Origin of the sequence: Lentzea sp. NPDC102401 (assembly GCF_044765805.1) — a bacterium.
GTDB lineage: Bacteria > Actinomycetota > Actinomycetes > Mycobacteriales > Pseudonocardiaceae > Lentzea > Lentzea sokolovensis.
Genome location: NZ_JBIWKS010000006.1, coordinates 40,965 through 57,364 on the forward strand (window position 1 = coordinate 40,965; position 16,400 = coordinate 57,364).

Sequence of the window (16,400 nt, forward strand, 5' to 3'; positions counted from 1 at the left end):
ACGGGGTGAGCACAACGGGGAACGCACTGGCACTGGCGGAGGACGAGGTCGTCACCCTCGTCAGTGAGCTGATCAGGATCGACACCACGAACACGGGTGATCCCGCGACGGTCGTGGGGGAGCGCAAGGCCGCCGAGTGGGTGGCCGAGAAGCTGTCCGAGGTCGGCTACGAGACGACCTACGTGGAGTCCGGGGCCAAAGGCCGCGGCAACGTCGTCGCGCGCCTGCAGGGCGCGGATCCCAGCCGTGGCGCGCTTCTGGTCCACGGCCACCTCGACGTCGTGCCGGCCGACGCCTCCGAGTGGTCGGTGCACCCGTTCTCCGGGGCCGTGCAGGACGGGTACGTGTGGGGCCGCGGCGCCGTCGACATGAAGGACATGGTCGGCATGACGCTGGCCCTGGCCCGGCACTTCAAGCGCAACGACATCGTGCCACCGCGCGACATCGTGTTCGCGTTCCTCGCCGACGAGGAGGCAGGCGGCCTGTTCGGCGCGAAGTGGCTGGTGGAGAACCGGCCCGAGCTGTTCGAGGGCGTCACCGAGGCGATCAGCGAGGTCGGCGGCTTCTCGATCACGCTCAAGGACGACGTCCGCGCGTATCTCGTCGAGACGGCCGAGAAGGGCATCCGCTGGCTCAAGTTGCGGGTCAAGGGCACCGCCGGGCACGGCAGCATGATCCACCGCGACAACGCGGTCGCGAAGCTCGCCGCCGCCGTCACCAAGCTCGACCAGCACCAGTGGCCGCTGATCATCCGGCCGTCCGTGCGCGAGTTCCTCGACGGCGTCACCGAGATCACCGGCCTCGAGTTCCCCGACGACGACATCGAGGGCTCGATCGGCAAGCTCGGCGCGTTGTCGCGGATGATCGGCGCGACGCTGCGCGACACCGCGAACCCGACCATGCTCTCCGCCGGGTACAAGGCGAACGTCATCCCGTCGACCGCCGAGGCCACTGTGGACTGCCGGATCCTGCCGGGCCGCGAGGAGGCGTTCGACCGCGAGCTCGCCGAACTGCTCGGCCCGGACGTGGAACGCGAGTGGGTCGGCCTGCCTCCGGTGGAGACGACGTTCGACGGCGCCCTGGTGGACGCGATGACGGCGTCGCTCCTCGCCGAGGACCCCGGCGCCCGCGTGCTGCCGTACATGCTTTCCGGCGGCACCGACGCCAAGTCGTTCCAGACCCTCGGCATCCGCAACTTCGGGTTCTCGCCGCTGAAGCTGCCCGCCGACCTCGACTTCTCCGGGCTCTTCCACGGCGTGGACGAGCGCGTGCCGGTGGACGCCCTGAAGTTCGGCGTCCGGGTTCTCGACCGATTCCTGCGCAACAGCTGAGGAGTGGTGTCGTGTCCACTGTGGACTTGACCGGTCAGGTCGCGCTGGTCACCGGAGGAGCGCGAGGCATCGGCTCCGCCGCCGTGCACCGGCTCGCGAAGCTCGGCGCGCGGGTGGCGGTGCTCGACCTCGACGCCGCCGGCGCGCACCGGGTCGCGTCCGCGGTGGGCGGCATCGCCATCGCCGGTGACGTCGCCGATCCCGCGACCATGCCCGCGGTCGTGGAGCAGGTCGAGAAGGAGTTCGGCCGCCTCGACGTCGTGCTCCTCAATGCCGGGATCGGGGGCGGGCAGACCGGAGTGGACGACGCGCTGGACGTCGCCCGCTACCGCAAGCTGGTCGGCGTCAACGTCGACCACGTCGTGTACGGGCTCTGCGCCGCCGTCCCGGCGCTGCGGCGGCAGGGCGGCGGGAAGATCGTGATCACCGCGTCGCTGGCCGGGCTGACGGCGATGCCCGCCGATCCGCTGTACACGCTGACCAAGCACGCGGTCGTCGGGTACGCGCGGGCGGCGGGCAAAGCGTTGGCCGGGGACGACATCACGGTCTCCGCGCTGTGCCCCGGGTTCGTCGACACGCTGCTGCTGGGCGCGGCGAAGGAGGAGTTCAACTCCGTCGCGTTCCCGCTGCTGACGCCGTCCGACGTCGCCGAGGCACTGCAGACCGTGCTGGCACAAGGGGAGCCGGGACAGGCCTGGATCATCCAGCCCGGCGGGAAGGTGACGGCCTACGACTTCCGCGGCGTGCCGGGCGTCGGTGGCGGGAAGATGCCGCCCGAAGTGGTGCTCGGCCGCATTTAGGGCGTGTCCTGGAACCGGGTTGTCTCGTTAGGACGAACAGACGACACGGCGAAAGGACAGCGCATGGTGCGGCTGGAGGACGGGACCGAGCTCAACGTGATGCGCGCGGGGGATCCCGAGGCACCCGTGACGGTCGTGCTCGCGCACGGCTACGCGCTCGACCACCGCAGCTGGCACAAGGTGGTGGAGCTGCTGAGCCAGGACTACCAGGTCATCGCCTACGACCACCGCGGCCACGGCAAGTCCGGCGGCGCGTCCAAGGAGACAGCCACGATCGACCAGCTCGGGGAGGACCTGGGCGAACTGATCGAACGCGCCGTGCCGCAGGGTCACGTCGTGATCGCCGGGCACTCGATGGGCGGCATGGCGGCGCTCGCGATGGCCGAACGCAGGCCGCGGCTGTTCCGGCAGCGGGTGCTGGGCAACGTGTTCGTGTCCACGGCGGCGAGTGGCATGTCCGAGACGACGCTCGCGTGGCCCAAGGCCGTCGGCAAGCTCGTGCGGGAGCTGGAACGGGCGTTCGGGCCCATCGTGCGCGCGGTGCGGGAGAAGATCGAGCCGACCAAGACCGCCGGGCTGCGGTGGTGGCTGTTCGGCGACCAGCCGGCGGCCGAGGACGTGGACCTGACCGCGGACATGGTGTGGGCGCACTGGCCGGAGACCGTCGCGTTGTTCCGGCCCGCCGTGGACCGCTACGACCGCGAGGCCGGGCTCATGGTGGCGAAGGAGAAGGCCGTGGTCGCCGTCGTGGGCGACGAGGACCGCCTGGTGCCCGAGTCGGACGCCGTGAAGTTCGGGGGAACGTCGGTCGTGCTGGCCGACGCCGGACATATGCTTCCGCTGGAACGACCGGCGGAGCTCGCGAACCTGATCCGCGAGGTGGCCGCGAAGGCATAGCTGGGGGGCCGGTGCTGCAGTACCTCGAACCTCGCACCGACGTGCGGGCGTTGGACGACTGGTCCACCGGCCTGATCCTGCAGGACCTGCGCTGGGGCGCCGCGACGCTGGGCGGCATCGCCGTCGTGACGGGTGCCTTCGGCGTGGGCTGCCTGTTCCTGGCCACGACACCGGGCAACGTCGGCGCGATGGTGGTGCTGTTCCTGGTCACGTTCCTGTTCGGGCTGGGCCCGCTGATGTACCGGTCGGAGACCAGGGCACTGCGGCGCGGCCTGTTGGAGCAGCCGTGGCGGCGGGTCCCGGCCACGGTCGCGGAGAAGCAGCACGACGACGTGCACGACCGCCTGCTGCTCGGGGACGGCACGGTGCTGCAGGGCTGGTTCCAGGACCTGCCGGACATGGTGCTGGAACGGCAGGAGGTCTTCGTCTGCGGCCCCGACGCGTCCGGCAAGGCGGTCGTCAGGGCGGCAGGGTTCGCCAAGATGGAGAACGCCAGGGCCGGCAAGAAGGCCGATACCCACCCGGCACGGGAGCGCGTCGAACGACCGCTGGGCAGGCCGCTCGACGACGCGTCCACCATGAAGGCCTACAAGGGCATGCGGTGGGGCGTTCGGTCGTGGCTGTGGTCGGCGGTGCCCGCGGGACTCGGGGGAGTGCTGGTCCTGCTCAGCCTGTTCCCGCTCGCGCCGGCCGGACTGGTCGTCGGCGGACTCATGACGGCGCTGGGGCTGCTGGGCGTCCCGACGGCGATCGAGATCAGCCGCTGGTACCGCGACGCGGTGAAGGCCGTCGAGAACTCGGCGCAGTGGACGCCCGTGGCGATCACGCTGTTCCCGTGGAAGCCCAACCAGAACGTCGCCGGCCTCGCACAGATGCCAGGCGGACTCGCGCTGGTCCAGTTCGTGATCCCGGACCTGAACGTGGTGGCGAACATCGCCGACACGGGCGTCATGTGGATCGCCGGGACGCACGGGGACGTGATCGCGGTGGGCGTGCCGAGGGTGCCGGTGCTGACGTTCGCCGCGGTCCAGCCGGATCGGGACACCCCGAAGGAGGACCCGATCCCCCCGATCCTGCGGTTCCACCAACCGGACTTCAGCGGCCTGCCGCGCTAGACCTGCGCCTTCCCGGCGGACGGCCGAAGAGCCGGACGTGCTCGTCGATCAGCCAGTCCTTCAGCGGCGCCCATTCCGGGTGGTGGTTGAGCACCAGCAGGCGGTGCATCCACCAGTTCGGGTCGTCGTGGCGGGGGAACGCGGCGAGCCACGCGGCCCGCCCCTCCGCCGTCAGTCCCCAGAGATGCGCCAGCTGGCCCTCGGCGTCCGAGTCGAGCCGGGCGGTGACCCGGCCGTCCTCGGTGTGCCATTCCGCGCGGAGTTCGCGCAGGACGGCGAGGGCGCGTTCGTCACCTTCCTCGGCGGTGACGACCACTGTGTGCAGGCCCTGCGCCGCGGCTTGCGCGAGCAGGGCACGGGCGGACGTTTCGTCGTGCGGCAGTGCGCTGTGAGCGACCCCGACTTCGTGCGGCACGAGCTCCATGACCCAGAATCTGATCACATCTACAACCAGTTCGGTGTATTTTATTGCTTCAGTGTTGACTGAAGTCTCACTTTCCCGCAGTGGGTCACCACGGTTGCGCGAGCATTGTTGTGAGGCACGACCGCATCGACACCACACAACGTTTTCGCACTACAAATGCGGTCGAGAGGAAAGGTGAGTGGTGGTGCTCAGCAGAGAGGCCTCGGCTCCACGCCGGGGAAGTAGTGCTCCCAGTGTCGACTGGACAGGTGCGCCGTCGTAGTGGCGCATACGCGGGCCGCGGTGGCTTCGACGTCGATGTCCCAGACGCGGATGGTGCGATCGGTGCCGGTGGTCGTCAGCGTGCGATTGTCCAGGGAGAAGGCCACGCCCCAGATCCGTTCCGTGTGACCGTGCAGCACTGCCCGCACCTGGGGGTTGCGGGGATCGCGCACGTCCCACACGCGAACCACGTCGTCGGTCGTCCCGGCCGCGACGAGAGTGCCGTCGGGGGAGAAGGCGAGACGTTGCAGCGGCCCGCCGTCGTTGGGCAGGGAGCTCAGCTTGCGCGGCTGTGCGGGATCACTGATGTCGTACAGCACGCCACTGCTGCCCATGTTCGCGAACGCCATGACCGTGCCGTGGACGGCGACGGTCATGACCTCCTCACGGCCTGCCTGCCCGCCGCGGCGGATCGGATCGGGGTTGGTGTCGGTGCGCAGCGCGGGGTAGGAGCGGGGATGGGCGGGATCGCTCACGTCCCAGAGCTGCAGTTCGCGGCTGCCGTTGGCGATGACGAGCGTGCGGTCGTCCCGGGAGAACTCGATCTCCCACACGGTGTCGGCCTTGAGGGCGGCGAAGCCACCGGACTTCACCGGGTTCGCCGGGTCGGTGATGTTCCAGAGGCCGATCGCGCCGCTGTCCTCGGAGACGGCGAGCGTTCTGCCGTCGCGGCTGAACGCGGCGGAGACGAGCGGCCCGCCTCCCTTGACGGCCCTGGTGATCTCCCGTGGCCTGGCGGGATCGCTGATGTCCCACAGGGCGCTGTCGGAGTAGGTGGAGCCGAACACGAGCTTGCCGCCGGGATGGATGACGGCCGTGGCCGCCTCGGAGCCGGCGGAGAGCCTCGGCAGGGCCGAGATCTGCTCGACGTGCCGGTCCACCTGCCGCCACAGCTTGATGTCGCCGTCGGTCGAGACCGTGGTGAAGAACGAACCGTCCTTGGCGTAGTTGAGCTTCCACACCGTCCACTTGTGCCGGGGGTAGCTGAGGTCGGCCACGTCGAGCACGCGGACCTCGGCGTCGGTGGTGGCGGTGACCATCTGCGCCGAGTCGGAGCTGAACGCGACGGACCAGACGGTGTCGGTGTGGCCCGCGAGCGTCGCGGCGGGGCGGACGTCACGCGGGTCGGTGACGTCGAAGATCCGCGTGGACTTGTCCCCGCCGCCGGTGGCGAGGAACCGGCCGTCGGGGGAGAAGGCCAGCGTGTGGATGGAGAACTGGTGCCCGGTGGCGGAGCCGAGCAGCACCGGGGCGCGCGGGTTCTTGACGTCCCACACCCGCACGTCGCCGCTGTCGGCGCCGGTGGCCAGCAGGTCGCCGGGGGAGAAGGCGATGGCGTCCGAGGAGAAGTTGGTGGGGGCAGTGGGGATGGCGGCGAGCTGCTCGCCGGTCGCGAGGTCCCAGAGCTTGGCGGTGCCGTCCCAGGACGAGGACGCGATCGTCGTGCCGGTCCTGTTGAGCGAGATGCCGTGCACGTTGTCGTTGTGAGCCTGGATGGTGCGCACGAGTGTGGCGGTGCGGGAGATGTCCCAGACGCGGATGGTCCTGTCGCTGCCGCTGCTGACGAGCGTGGCGGCGTCCGGGGTGAACTGGACCGCCTGCACCTGGCCGTCGTGGCCGCTGATGCGCGCCTTCTCGACGGGTGTGCGCGGGTCGGTGAGGTCGACCAGGCGGATGAGGCCGTCCCAGCCCGCGGTGGCGAGGGTGCGGCTGTCCGGGCTGAACGCCATGCCGTGGATCGCGTCGTTGCCGGCGTGCGTGCGGCTCAGCTCGGTGGGGTGGTGGCGGTCGCTCATGTCCCAGACGATCAGCTGCTTGTCGTCGGCGGTCGTGGCCATGAGCTTGTTGTCCGGGCTGAACAGCGCGAACGACGTCGCGTCGGTGTGGCCCCTGGCGATGGCGACCTGGGGTCCGGCGAACGTGCTGAGCAGGCTGTCGCGGGCGGTGGGCAGGCCGGTCAGGCGGTAGGCGGCGAGGCGCAACTGGCTCGCGAGGCCGGGGTCCCGGTCCTGCAGGCCGTTGGCCTCGGCGATGGCCTTCTCGGCGAGCGCGATGGTGCGTTGCTCGGTCGTCTGTCGTTGGGCGCGCACGGCGAACACGGACGCGGTGGTGGCTACAAGCAGCAGCACGGCGAGCAGTGCGACGACTCGGCGGAGGTTCGTGGTGCGGCGCTTCTCGGTGACGAGACCGTGTTCGACCGCGGCTTTGCTGGCGTCGAGGAACGCCTGCTCCTCGACGTTGAGCGCGCCGGGTTCGCGTTGCGACCAGTCGGAGGCCTGGGTGAGCGGCGCGCCCCGGTAGAGCGAGCCGGGATCCCGCTGGTGCGCCTCCCAGTCGGTGGCCGCGGCGGTGAGCCTGCGGTGCACGCGCAGGTCGTCGCGTGCTTCGGCGATCCAGTCGCGCAGGCGCGGCCAGCTGCGGATGACGGCTTCGTGGCTGATTTCGACGCTGTCGTCGTGCACGGTGAGGATGCGTGCCGCGGCGAGGTGTTCGACCACCTCGTCCGCCCCGAGTTCGGACCGCTTGACGTGGCGTTTGGTGTCCTCGGTGCCTTCGCCGGGGGTGATCAGGCGCAGGAGGACCTGCCGGGCCTGCGCGCGCTGCTGCTCGTCGAGGCGGGTGTAGGCGTTCTCAGCGGTGTTGGCGATGGCGCGGGCGATGCCGCCGCTCTCGTGGTAGCTGGTGAGCGTGAGGACGTTGCCGCGCTTGCGTTGCCACGTTTCGAGCAACGCGTGGCTGACGTGGGGGAGGACGCCGGGTTCGCCGGTGGCGTCGGCGATGAGACGGGCGACGAGTCCCGTCTCGAGCGCGCAGCCGACCTCGACGGCGGGCTGGGTGATGGCTTTGCGCAGCTCGTCGGTGGTCATGGGGCCGACCAGGACCTGGACGTCCTCGATGGCGGTGGCGAGTGCGGGGTAGCGGGCGCAATGGCCGTAGAAGTCGGCGCGCAGGCCGATGACGGTCTGGCCGTCGCGTTCGGTGAGCGCGACGATGAACTCGTCTCGGTGGGGGAGAGCGAAGATCTCCTCGAACTGGTCGATGACCAGCAGGCCTGGGGTCTCCGGGATCGTCCCGGTGGTGCTCGGGGTGATCAGCTCGCCGGGTTTGCGGGCCAGCAGTCCTGCCCTGAGCAGCGATGACTTGCCTGAGCCGGACGCGCCGATGACCAGCACGGTGGTGTGGTGCTCGAGCTTGTCCAGCAGTTTGCCGACGAGCCGTTCCCGGCCGAAGAAGCGGTCGGCGTCGTCCTCGGTGAACGCCTTGAGACCGACGTAGGGGGAGTCGGCCGCAGGGGAGCGCTGTTCGGTCTCGCCGATCTTGCGCCAGCGCTGTTCCCACGTCTCCTCGTCGCCACCGCAGGCCCGGACGAACGCGAGGGTGACGGCGAGGCTCGGCAGGCGCTGGCCGCGGGCGGCGTCGGCGAGGGTGCTGGCGGAGTAGTGGCTGAGCTTGCCGAGCTCGCGGTAGCCGGGGGAGCCGGCCTTCTCGCGGAGCCGGCGCAGGTCGAACGCGAACTGTTCGACTGGCCCGGCGAACGGGTCGAGCGGTTTCTCCGGGCGGGGCATGGCGAAGATTCTTTCATCCGCTCGAATATCTTCAATCTCTATATCTTCAGTGTTGACTAAAGTAGACCATCATCCGGTGTTCGCCTTCACCCGACAGGTACAACGCCTCGAACACCAGGAGATGAGGGCCCCAACGTTCGGTGCCGGTGGCCGGAGGCAGGGACGACGCGGTGTCGTAGCGGTCGGTGAAGGCGGCGCCCGCGGTGATCGAGAGCTCGAACGCGAGTGCGGCCGCGGTGTGGTCGCCGAGGTCCGCGGCAGCTCTGAGGGCGGCGGCTCGGTCGTTCGCGATGAGGTCCCAGTCGGGGTAGTGGGCCAACGAGTCGGGGCTGAAGGCGAAGCGGACGAGGTTCTGCTCGTCGTTCAGGCCGGAGATCTCGCGGAATCGTGCGGTGCTCGCGAGGACGTCGCCGGCGGGGGAGAGGACGGCGGCCGCGGTGGGTTCGAGGGCGTCGAGGGTGGCCCGCACGGTCGGCCGCAGCGGCGGTGGCGGTGCGGGGGAGCAGGTCGTGCCGGCCTTGATCAGGCGGTACAGGTGGACGCGTTCGTCGGTGGTCATGGCCAGCGCGTCGGCGAGGGCGGCCAGGACCTGGCCTGAGGGGGAGCGGTCGGTGCCGCGTTCGAGCCGGGTGAGGTACTCGACGCTGATGCGGGCGCGGTCGGCGAGTTCGCCGCGGCGCAGTCCCGGGGTGCGGCGGCGTTCGGTGCTCGGGGGAGTGGTGGCTTCGCGGCGGGCGCGCAGGAAGCGGCCCAGTGCGTTGTCGGCCATGACGGCGGAGCTTAGAGGGGCCTTGAGCCGGTCTCCCCGCGTTCGTCGTCTGCGGTGATGCTGTGGATCATGCGATACCGACTGTTCGGCCGGACCGGCCTGCGCGTCTCGGAGTTGTTGCTGGGCACGATGACGTTGCGTTCCGAGGACGTGGCGCGGCGGGTGATCGATGTCTACGCCGGGGCCGGGGGCAACTTCCTCGACACCGCTTCGGCTTATGGCGAGAGCGAGGAGGTGCTCGGCGCGGTGCTGGGGCGGCGGGACCGGTTCGTGGTGGCGACGAAGTACGCGTTGTCGCGGGACGCGGAGGATCCGAACGCGGGTGGGAACCACCGCAAGAACCTGATGCTGTCGCTGGAGCAGTCGTTGCGGCGGTTGCGCACGGACTACGTGGACGTGTTGTGGGTGCATCTGTGGGACCGGCACACGCCGGTCGAGGAGACGATGCGGGCGCTGGACGACGTGGTGCGGGCGGGGAAGGTGCTCTACGTCGGGGTGTCGGACGCGCCGGCGTGGTTCGTGGCGCGGGCGAACACGCTGGCGGAGTGGCGTGACTGGACGGCGTTCTCGGGGTTGCAGGTGCCGTACAACCTGCTGCGGCGCGATGTGGAGCGGGAGTTGCTGCCGATGGCCTCGGCGCTGGGGCTGAGCGTGGCGGCGTGGGCGCCGTTGGCGGCGGGGAAGTTGTCCGGCGGCACCCAGCGCTCTGGTGTGCTGACCGAACGGGAACAGCGCGCGGCGTGGGCCGTGCGGTCGGTCGCGGAGGAGTTGGGCGCGACGCCGGCTCAGGTGGCGTTGGCGTGGGTGCGTGCGTCCGGGGCGCTGCCGCTGGTGGGCGCGCGGACTCGGGAGCAGGTGCTGGACTGCCTGGGCGAGGTGGTGCTGCCGCCGGAAGCGGTCGCGCGCCTGGAGGCGTCGGCCCCGTTCGAGCGGGGCTTTCCGGCGGACTTCCTCGCGGAGTGCGAGGCGGGTACGTTCGGCTCTGCCGTCGTCGTCAGGTGATGAGGCCTGGCAGCAACGCGGGCTGGCGCTTGCGGCGCAGCCACATCTTGCGGGAGCCGTCGCTGTAGAGCAGCGTGCGGGACAGTTCCCAGCCGGCGAACTCGGCCTGGATGGCCAGCTGCGTGGTCGCGGTGCGGCGGGAGATGCCGGGCGGCAGACGCAGCGGCCGGTATTCCCAGTCTCCGTCGATCACCCCTTCGTTCATGGTGAGATCACCTGTATCCCTCCGTTGTCGCCGGACGTCACGGTGACGCGTCCGGATTCCTGGTCGACGCTGACGGTGTTGGGTTGACGCACGGTGGGGAACCGGTACTTCTCGGATGGTTCTCCCGCGGCGACGTTGAGTCCGACGACCTCGTTGCGGTCGGTGAGCGTGATCCACGCGATGTCGCGCTTGCCGTCGTAGGCGATGCCGTACGGGGTGCCGGGCACGGGGTAGCGCTGGCGCATGATCAGCGGGTTGATCGAGAACGCGATGAACTCGCCACCGCGGGTGTCGACCACGAGCAGCCGGCCGAAGCGGTCCGGGACGCCGTTGGTGGCGCCGTCGCCCGCCCGCAGGCCCGCGCCCCTGGTCTCGGCGCCCTTGTCGTCGGTGGTCATCTCGAACACCGCGCTGCGCAGCCGGTCGAGTTCGACGTCACGGCCGTTGACCTGGAACTTCAGCGTGGTGCCGGTCTCGGTGAACGTGCCGCCGGGCGTGATCTCGCCGGGCGGGGTGGCGTTCTGGGCGGGGGAGTGGGCCGGCTTGGCGGCTTCGAGGGTCTCCGCGACCTGCAGGGGATCCTGTGACCCTTCGCTCTGGCCGCACGCTGCCAGCGTGGCGGTGGTCAGGAGCAGAGCAGCGAGCCGGCGCAAGATCGGTTCCCTTCGCGGAAGTCGTCCTCTCCAGCATCCCTGACGGGCGGTCATAGGTCACGCAAGGGGTGGGGTGAAACCCGTTCGGCCGCTCGGTTCGGCAGTTATCTCTATTGCTTCAGTGTAGACCAAAATTGATGATCAGCCGGTCTTCGGCATCAGAAACCATGCAGACCAGAGACAAGCCGAGAAGAAGAGGGTCAGCTCAGGGCATGGGGCGTTCGGGGTAGCCGAGTTCGATGGCGCTGACGTCGTCCAGCGCGGCCCTGATCGCCGGCGGCAGGGTGAGCTCTTCGGCTTCGAGTGAGGCGATGAGCTGGTTCGTGTCGCGGGCGCCGACCACGGGAGAGATCACGCCGGGCCGGTCGCGGACCCAGGCCAGGGCCACGCACAGTGCGGAGGTGCCGAGGCCTTCGGCGGCGGTGGAGACGGCCTGCACGATCCGGGCGGCGCGTTCGTTGCGGTGCTGTTCGACGTAGCCCGCGAAGTGCGCGGACGCGCCGCGGGAGTCGGGCGGCGTGCCGTTGCGGTACTTGCCGGTGAGCACTCCGCGGCCGAGGGGGGCCCACGGCAGGAGGCCGAGTCCGTGGTGCCGGGCGGCGGGGGCGACTTCGCGTTCGATGCCGCGTTCGAGCAGGGAGTACTCGACCTGGGTGGAGATGAGCGGGAACGTGGTGGGGGTGAGGGCGGCGGTGGCGAGTTGCCAGCCGCTGTAGTTGGAGATGCCGGCGTAGCGGACCTTGCCGGAGGAGATGGCGTGGTCGAGGGCGGACAGTGATTCCTCGATGGGGACGCCGGCGTCCCAGGCGTGGAGTTGCCAGAGGTCGATGTGGTCGACGCCGATGCGGCGCAGGGAGCCGTCGAGGGCGGACAGGAGTGCGCCGCGGGAGGCGCCTCCGCCGAAGGGGCCTTCGGTGCGGCGGGCGACGGCTTTGGTGGCGAGGACGAGTTCGTCGCGGGGGACGACTTCGTCGAGGAGGGTGCCGAGGAGGCGTTCGGCTTCGCCTTCCGAGTAGACGTCGGCGGTGTCGACGAGGGTGCCGCCGGCGTCGGCGAAGGCCATGAGCTGGGTGGCGGCCTCGTCCGCGTCGGTGTCGCGGCCCCACGTCATCGTGCCCAGTGCGGTCCTGGAGACGCGGAGGCCGCTGCGGCCGAGGTATCGCTGTTCCACGTGCGCGATGCTAAGGGGTGATCATCGGCTGAGCCTGGCAATCGGTGTTACTGACCGGTAGGGTCTCGCCGTGTGAAGCTCGGACTGAACCTCGGATACTGGGGCGCCGGCAACGACGCCGCGAACCTTGAGCTGGCCAAAGAGGCCGACCGACTCGGTTTTTCGGTGGTGTGGGCCGCGGAGGCCTACGGCTCCGACGCGCCGACGGTGCTCGCGTGGGTGGCCGCGCAGACCGAACGCATCGACGTCGGTAGCGCGATCTTCCAGATTCCGGCGCGGACGCCGGCGATGGCCGCGATGACCGGGGCCACTTTGGACACTTTGTCCGGTGGGCGGTTCCGGATGGGTCTTGGTGTGTCGGGTCCGCAGGTGTCGGAGGGCTGGCACGGTGTGCGGTTCGACAAGCCGTTGGCGCGCACGCGTGAGTACGTGGAGATCGTGAAGAAGGCGCTGTCCCGGGAGAAGCTGCGTTATGAGGGTGAGCACTACACGCTCCCGCTTCCTGACGGTCCCGGTAAGGCGCTGCAGCTGACCGTCCACCCGGTGCGGGAGAAGATTCCGATCTACCTGGCTGCGGTGGGCCCGAAGAACCTGGAGCTGACGGGCGAGATCGCGGACGGGTGGCTGGCGATCTTCTTCTCGCCTGAGTACTCGGCGGAGTCGCTGGCCAGCGTGAAGGCGGGCCGGGAGAAGGCCGGGCTGACGATGGACGGTTTCGACGTCGTTCCGACCGTGCCGTTGATCGTCGGTGAGGACTGGAAGGCGTGTGCGGACCCGGTTCGGGCGTACACGGCGTTGTACGTGGGCGGTATGGGTTCGCGTAAGCAGAACTTCTACAACAACCTGATGGTGCGCATGGGTTTCCCGGCTCAGGCCGAGGAGATCCAGGAGAAGTACCTGTCCCGTGACTACGCGGGGGCGATGGCGGCGATTCCGCTGGAGTTCCTGGACGCGACGTCGTTGCTGGGCCCGAAGGAGCGCATAGCAGACAAGATGAAGGCGCTCGCTGCCGCGGGGGTCACCACGCTGTCCGTTTCGCCGATGCTGCAAGATCTGGAGCAGGGGATCGCGGGTCTTCGGACCGCGGCCGAGGCTTTGGATCTGGCAGGAGTGGGTAGTTGAGCTGGTTGCAGGCTCTGGTCCTCGGACTGGTCCAAGGACTGACGGAATTCCTGCCGATTTCCAGCAGTGCGCACCTGCGCATCACGTCGACGCTGTTCTTCGGCAACGACGCGGGCGCTTCGTTCACCGCGGTGATCCAGTTGGGTACCGAGGTGGCGGTGCTGATCTACTTCGCCAAGGACATCGGGCGCTTCATCAGCGCCTGGTTCCGCGGCCTGTTCTCCGCGGAGGCGCGCAAGGAGAAGGACTACCGGCTGGCCTGGTACGTGATCATCGGTTCCGTGCCGATCTCTGTTCTCGGTTACCTGCTCAAGGACGAGATCCGGACGTCGGCGCGGAACCTGTGGATCACGGCGACGATGCTGGTGGTGTTCGGTCTGCTGCTGGGGTTGGCGGACCACATGGCCAAGCGGCAGCGCGACGAGCTGCGGATGAAGGACGCGATCGGGATGGGGCTGGCGCAGGCGCTGGCGCTCATCCCGGGCGTTTCTCGTTCGGGTGGCACGTTGACGGCGGGTCTGTTCCTGGGGCTGACGCGGGAGGCGGCGGCGCGGTACTCGTTCCTGCTGGCGATTCCGGCGGTGTTCGGGGCGGGGTTGTTCTCCATTCCGGACGTTCTGGAGCGTTCGGGTGAGGGTGTGCAGGCGTCGGTTCCGCAGATGGTCGTGGCGACGTTGATCGCGTTCGTGGTGGGGTACGCGACGATCGCGTGGTTGTTGAAGTACGTGTCGAAGCATTCGTACTCGGCTTTCGTCTGGTACCGGTTGATGCTGGGGCTCGTGCTGATGGGGCTGCTGTCGATGGGGTTGCTGCAGCCGATCTAAGGTGGGTGCCGTGGCCACGGTGATCCTGCTTCGACATGCTCGTTCGACCGCCAACGGTTCCGGTGTGCTCGCCGGGCGTTCGCTGGGTGTGGGTTTGGACGAGCGCGGGCAGGCTCAGGCCGCGGCGTTGGTCGGCCGGTTGAAGGACGTTCCGGTGAGTGCGGTGGTGTCGTCTCCTTTGCAGCGGTGCGAGGAGACGCTGGCGCCTTTGTTGGCGGACCGCTCTCTGGAGGCGGTCGCGGAGCCGGATCTGTCCGAAGTGGATTACGGGGCGTGGACCGGTAAGGCGTTGAAGGATCTGTTGAACGAGCCGCTGTGGGCGGTGGTGCAGCAGCATCCGTCCGCCGCGGTGTTCCCCGAGGGTGAGGGGCTGGCGCACGTTCAGGCTCGCGCTGTCGCGGCTGTGCGTGCGCATGATGCGCGGATCACCGAGGAGCACGGTCCTGGTGCGGTGTGGGTGTTGTGCTCGCACGGTGACGTGATCAAGTCGATTCTGGCGGACGCTCTGGGTGTGCATCTGGACGGGTTCCAGCGGATCGTGGTGGATCCGTGTTCGATCTCGGTGGTGCAGTACACGACGACGCGGCCGTTCGTGTTGCGGACCAACGACAACGGTGGCGATCTGAAGGGTGTGGTGCCGGTGGCGCCGCCGCAGGAGGAGCCGTCGTCGGACGCTACCGTGGGTGGCGCGACCGGGACCTGAGGTAGCGCTGTTCGGGTGCGTTCAGGGTGAGTTTGGCGGCCTTATCGTACTCGTGGCGTGCTTGGTCGTGTTCTCCTTGCAGGTCGAGGAGATGTGCTTTGACGGCGTGCACCCGGTAGTGGTCGAGGTCCAGTGTGGACAGTTCGTCGAGTGCCTGCTGCGGGCCGTGGACCATGGCGACGGCGACGGTGCGGTTGAGTGAGACCATCGGGCCGGGTGCGGTGACGGTGAGCAGGTCGTAGAGGCCGAGGATTTCGTGCCAGTCGGTGTCGTCGGCGGTCCTGGCGTCGGCGTGGACGGCCGCGATGGCTGCCTGGAGCTGGTAGGGGCCGATCTGTGCGGTTTTGAGCGCGGTGCTGATGAGGTCGGTGCCTTCGGCGATGGCTGTGGTGTCCCACTGGGTGCGGTCCTGTTCCGCCAGTGGGATCAGGGTGCCGTGGGCGGTGGTGCGGGCGGGGCGGCGTGCGTCGGTGAGCAGCATCAGCGCGAGCAGGCCGGTGAGTTCGCCGTCGTCGGGCCTTCTGCGGTGGAGTTGCCTGGTGAGGCGGATGGCTTCCGCGGTGAGGTCGACGCGGACGAGGTCGTCGCCGGAGCTGGCGGTGGAGCCTTCGGTGAAGATCAGGTAGAGCACGTGCAGGACGGCGGTGAGGTCCTGGGGCGGCCGGAACTTCGCTCCCGACTGCTTGATCTTCTGCTTGGCGCGGCTGATGCGTTGCGCGACCGTCGCCTCTGGGACGAGGAACGCGCGTGCGATCTCCGCCGTCGTGAGGCCACCGACCGCTCTCAGCGTCAGGGCGATCTGCGAGGCCGTGGTGAGTGACTCGTGGCAGCACAGTGCGAGGAGCGTGAGCGTGTCGTCCTGGGCGGGCACCGGGTCCGGTGGTGCGGGCGTGAGGGCGACGACCTTGTCCTCGCGCTGACGGCGTGCGGTGTCGGAGCGGTACTGCTCGATCCAGCGGCGGCTGGCGGCGGTGATGAGCCAGCCCTTGGGGTTGTCGGGGATGCCGTCGGCGGGCCATTGCTGGGCGGCGCCGAGCAGTGCTTCCTGCACGGCGTCCTCGCAGACGTCGAACTGGCCGTGGCGGCGTACGAGGACGCCGAGGACCTGCGGCGCGAGTGTGCGCAGCAGGCCCTCCACCTCTGGGTTCACATGCCGTCCAGCATGGAGGGGTCCCAGACGGGCCGGACCTCGATGCCGTCGTTGTGGGCGTCGGGCAGGGTGGCGGCGTGGGCGATGACCTGCTCGATGTCGTCGGCTTCGACGAGGTAGAAGCCGGCGAGGTACTCCTTGGCCTCGGCGAACGGTCCGTCGGTGACGACGACCTCGCCGTTTCGGATGCTCACGCCCTTGCCGGTCTCGGGTCCGGGGAGGCCTTCGCTGACGATGAGCTCGCCGGAGGCGCGGAGTTTGTCGGACAGGTCGTAGTGGTCCTGGCCGAACTTCATCTGCTGCTCTTCGGTGAGCTTGTCCCACGCGGCCCGGGACTTGGGGTTGCTGTAGATCAGGATCAGGTACTTCACGTGCGGCCTCCCGGCTCGTGGCTGGCTGGCGGAAAA

General features: G+C 69.3%; 16 protein-coding genes. 8 read left to right on the forward strand and 8 right to left on the reverse strand.

Annotation, left to right across the window (positions count from 1 at the left end):
* Window positions 1-5: 5 nt before the first annotated feature.
* The 4 genes from ACIRG5_RS21765 (at window position 6) to ACIRG5_RS21780 (ending at window position 4,143) form a co-directional block, all read left to right on the forward strand.
* Window positions 6-1,331 (forward strand): M20/M25/M40 family metallo-hydrolase, encoded by a 1,326-nt coding sequence (locus ACIRG5_RS21765; RefSeq protein ID WP_330275832.1) that lies wholly within the window; start codon window positions 6-8, stop codon window positions 1,329-1,331.
* A gap of 11 nt (window positions 1,332-1,342) precedes the next feature.
* The gene (locus tag ACIRG5_RS21770) at window positions 1,343-2,131 is read left to right on the forward strand and encodes an SDR family NAD(P)-dependent oxidoreductase (RefSeq protein ID WP_402907173.1); all 789 of its coding nucleotides are present in this window, start codon (window positions 1,343-1,345) and stop codon (window positions 2,129-2,131) included.
* Between the two features lie 63 nt (window positions 2,132-2,194).
* A complete protein-coding gene (locus ACIRG5_RS21775) occupies window positions 2,195-3,028 on the forward strand; it encodes an alpha/beta fold hydrolase (protein WP_402907175.1) in 834 nt (277 codons plus the stop codon).
* Between the two features lie 11 nt (window positions 3,029-3,039).
* Window positions 3,040-4,143 carry a hypothetical protein gene (locus ACIRG5_RS21780; protein ID WP_402907177.1) on the forward strand — a complete coding sequence of 368 codons (1,104 nt, stop codon included), beginning with the start codon at window positions 3,040-3,042 and terminating at the stop codon, window positions 4,141-4,143.
* Here ACIRG5_RS21780 and ACIRG5_RS21785 read toward each other — a convergent pair.
* From ACIRG5_RS21785 to ACIRG5_RS21795, 3 genes are all read right to left on the reverse strand, one after another.
* Entirely contained in the window at window positions 4,124-4,567 is a 444-nt protein-coding gene (locus ACIRG5_RS21785) for a hypothetical protein (RefSeq protein WP_402907179.1), read from the reverse strand. The genes ACIRG5_RS21780 and ACIRG5_RS21785 overlap by 20 nt on opposite strands.
* A 188-nt stretch (window positions 4,568-4,755) precedes the next feature.
* Window positions 4,756-8,394 (reverse strand): helix-turn-helix domain-containing protein, encoded by a 3,639-nt coding sequence (locus tag ACIRG5_RS21790; protein WP_402907181.1) that lies wholly within the window; start codon window positions 8,392-8,394, stop codon window positions 4,756-4,758.
* Between the two features lie 46 nt (window positions 8,395-8,440).
* Window positions 8,441-9,163 carry a helix-turn-helix domain-containing protein gene (locus ACIRG5_RS21795; RefSeq protein WP_402907183.1) on the reverse strand — a complete coding sequence of 241 codons (723 nt, stop codon included), beginning with the start codon at window positions 9,161-9,163 and terminating at the stop codon, window positions 8,441-8,443.
* Window positions 9,164-9,232: 69 nt separating this feature from the next.
* On the opposite strand from ACIRG5_RS21795, the gene ACIRG5_RS21800 reads away from it, so the two are divergent.
* Window positions 9,233-10,165, forward strand: a complete 933-nt coding sequence (locus ACIRG5_RS21800; RefSeq protein WP_402907185.1) for an aldo/keto reductase — start codon at window positions 9,233-9,235, stop codon at window positions 10,163-10,165.
* Here the strand turns inward: ACIRG5_RS21800 and ACIRG5_RS21805 are convergent.
* From ACIRG5_RS21805 to ACIRG5_RS21815, 3 genes are all read right to left on the reverse strand, one after another.
* On the reverse strand, window positions 10,158-10,370 hold the full coding sequence (locus ACIRG5_RS21805) for a DUF5703 family protein (protein WP_093602889.1): 213 nt from the start codon (window positions 10,368-10,370) through the stop codon (window positions 10,158-10,160). The two genes, ACIRG5_RS21800 and ACIRG5_RS21805, sit on opposite strands and share 8 nt — an antisense overlap.
* A complete protein-coding gene (locus ACIRG5_RS21810) occupies window positions 10,367-11,023 on the reverse strand; it encodes a YncE family protein (RefSeq protein ID WP_402907187.1) in 657 nt (218 codons plus the stop codon). The genes ACIRG5_RS21805 and ACIRG5_RS21810 overlap by 4 nt, the downstream gene beginning before the upstream one ends.
* 205 nt (window positions 11,024-11,228) lie before the next feature.
* Entirely contained in the window at window positions 11,229-12,194 is a 966-nt protein-coding gene (locus ACIRG5_RS21815) for an aldo/keto reductase (protein WP_319980464.1), read from the reverse strand.
* A 72-nt stretch (window positions 12,195-12,266) separates the two neighbouring features.
* Here ACIRG5_RS21815 and ACIRG5_RS21820 point away from each other — a divergent pair, with 72 nt between their 5' ends.
* The 3 genes from ACIRG5_RS21820 to ACIRG5_RS21830 are packed head-to-tail and all read left to right on the forward strand — an operon-like array spanning window position 12,267 to window position 14,843.
* Complete coding sequence (locus ACIRG5_RS21820; RefSeq protein ID WP_319980465.1) at window positions 12,267-13,316, forward strand: LLM class F420-dependent oxidoreductase; 1,050 nt, start codon at window positions 12,267-12,269, stop codon at window positions 13,314-13,316.
* Window positions 13,313-14,140, forward strand: a complete 828-nt coding sequence (locus ACIRG5_RS21825; protein ID WP_402907190.1) for an undecaprenyl-diphosphate phosphatase — start codon at window positions 13,313-13,315, stop codon at window positions 14,138-14,140. The genes ACIRG5_RS21820 and ACIRG5_RS21825 overlap by 4 nt, the downstream gene beginning before the upstream one ends.
* Before the next feature lie 10 nt (window positions 14,141-14,150).
* Window positions 14,151-14,843, forward strand: a complete 693-nt coding sequence (locus ACIRG5_RS21830) for a histidine phosphatase family protein (RefSeq protein ID WP_319980467.1) — start codon at window positions 14,151-14,153, stop codon at window positions 14,841-14,843.
* On the opposite strand, the gene ACIRG5_RS21835 is transcribed toward ACIRG5_RS21830, so the two are convergent.
* A complete protein-coding gene (locus ACIRG5_RS21835; protein ID WP_402907192.1) occupies window positions 14,815-15,993 on the reverse strand; it encodes an RNA polymerase sigma factor in 1,179 nt (392 codons plus the stop codon). The two genes, ACIRG5_RS21830 and ACIRG5_RS21835, sit on opposite strands and share 29 nt — an antisense overlap.
* Entirely contained in the window at window positions 15,990-16,364 is a 375-nt protein-coding gene (locus ACIRG5_RS21840) for a YciI family protein (RefSeq protein ID WP_402907194.1), read from the reverse strand. Before ACIRG5_RS21840 ends, ACIRG5_RS21835 begins: the two co-directional genes overlap by 4 nt.
* Window positions 16,365-16,400: the final 36 nt, after the last annotated feature.

Bases quoted from the DNA above. Each gene is read 5' to 3' on its own strand.
- ACIRG5_RS21775 (WP_402907175.1), top strand. From the start codon at position 2,195: ATGGTGCGGCTGGAGGACGGGACCGAGCTCAACGTGATGCGCGCGGGG.
- ACIRG5_RS21785 (WP_402907179.1), bottom strand. From the start codon at position 4,567: ATGGAGCTCGTGCCGCACGAAGTCGGGGTCGCTCACAGCGCACTGCCG.
- ACIRG5_RS21790 (WP_402907181.1), bottom strand. From the start codon at position 8,394: ATGCCCCGCCCGGAGAAACCGCTCGACCCGTTCGCCGGGCCAGTCGAA.
- ACIRG5_RS21795 (WP_402907183.1), bottom strand. From the start codon at position 9,163: ATGGCCGACAACGCACTGGGCCGCTTCCTGCGCGCCCGCCGCGAAGCC.
- ACIRG5_RS21800 (WP_402907185.1), top strand. From the start codon at position 9,233: ATGCGATACCGACTGTTCGGCCGGACCGGCCTGCGCGTCTCGGAGTTG.
- ACIRG5_RS21805 (WP_093602889.1), bottom strand. From the start codon at position 10,370: ATGAACGAAGGGGTGATCGACGGAGACTGGGAATACCGGCCGCTGCGT.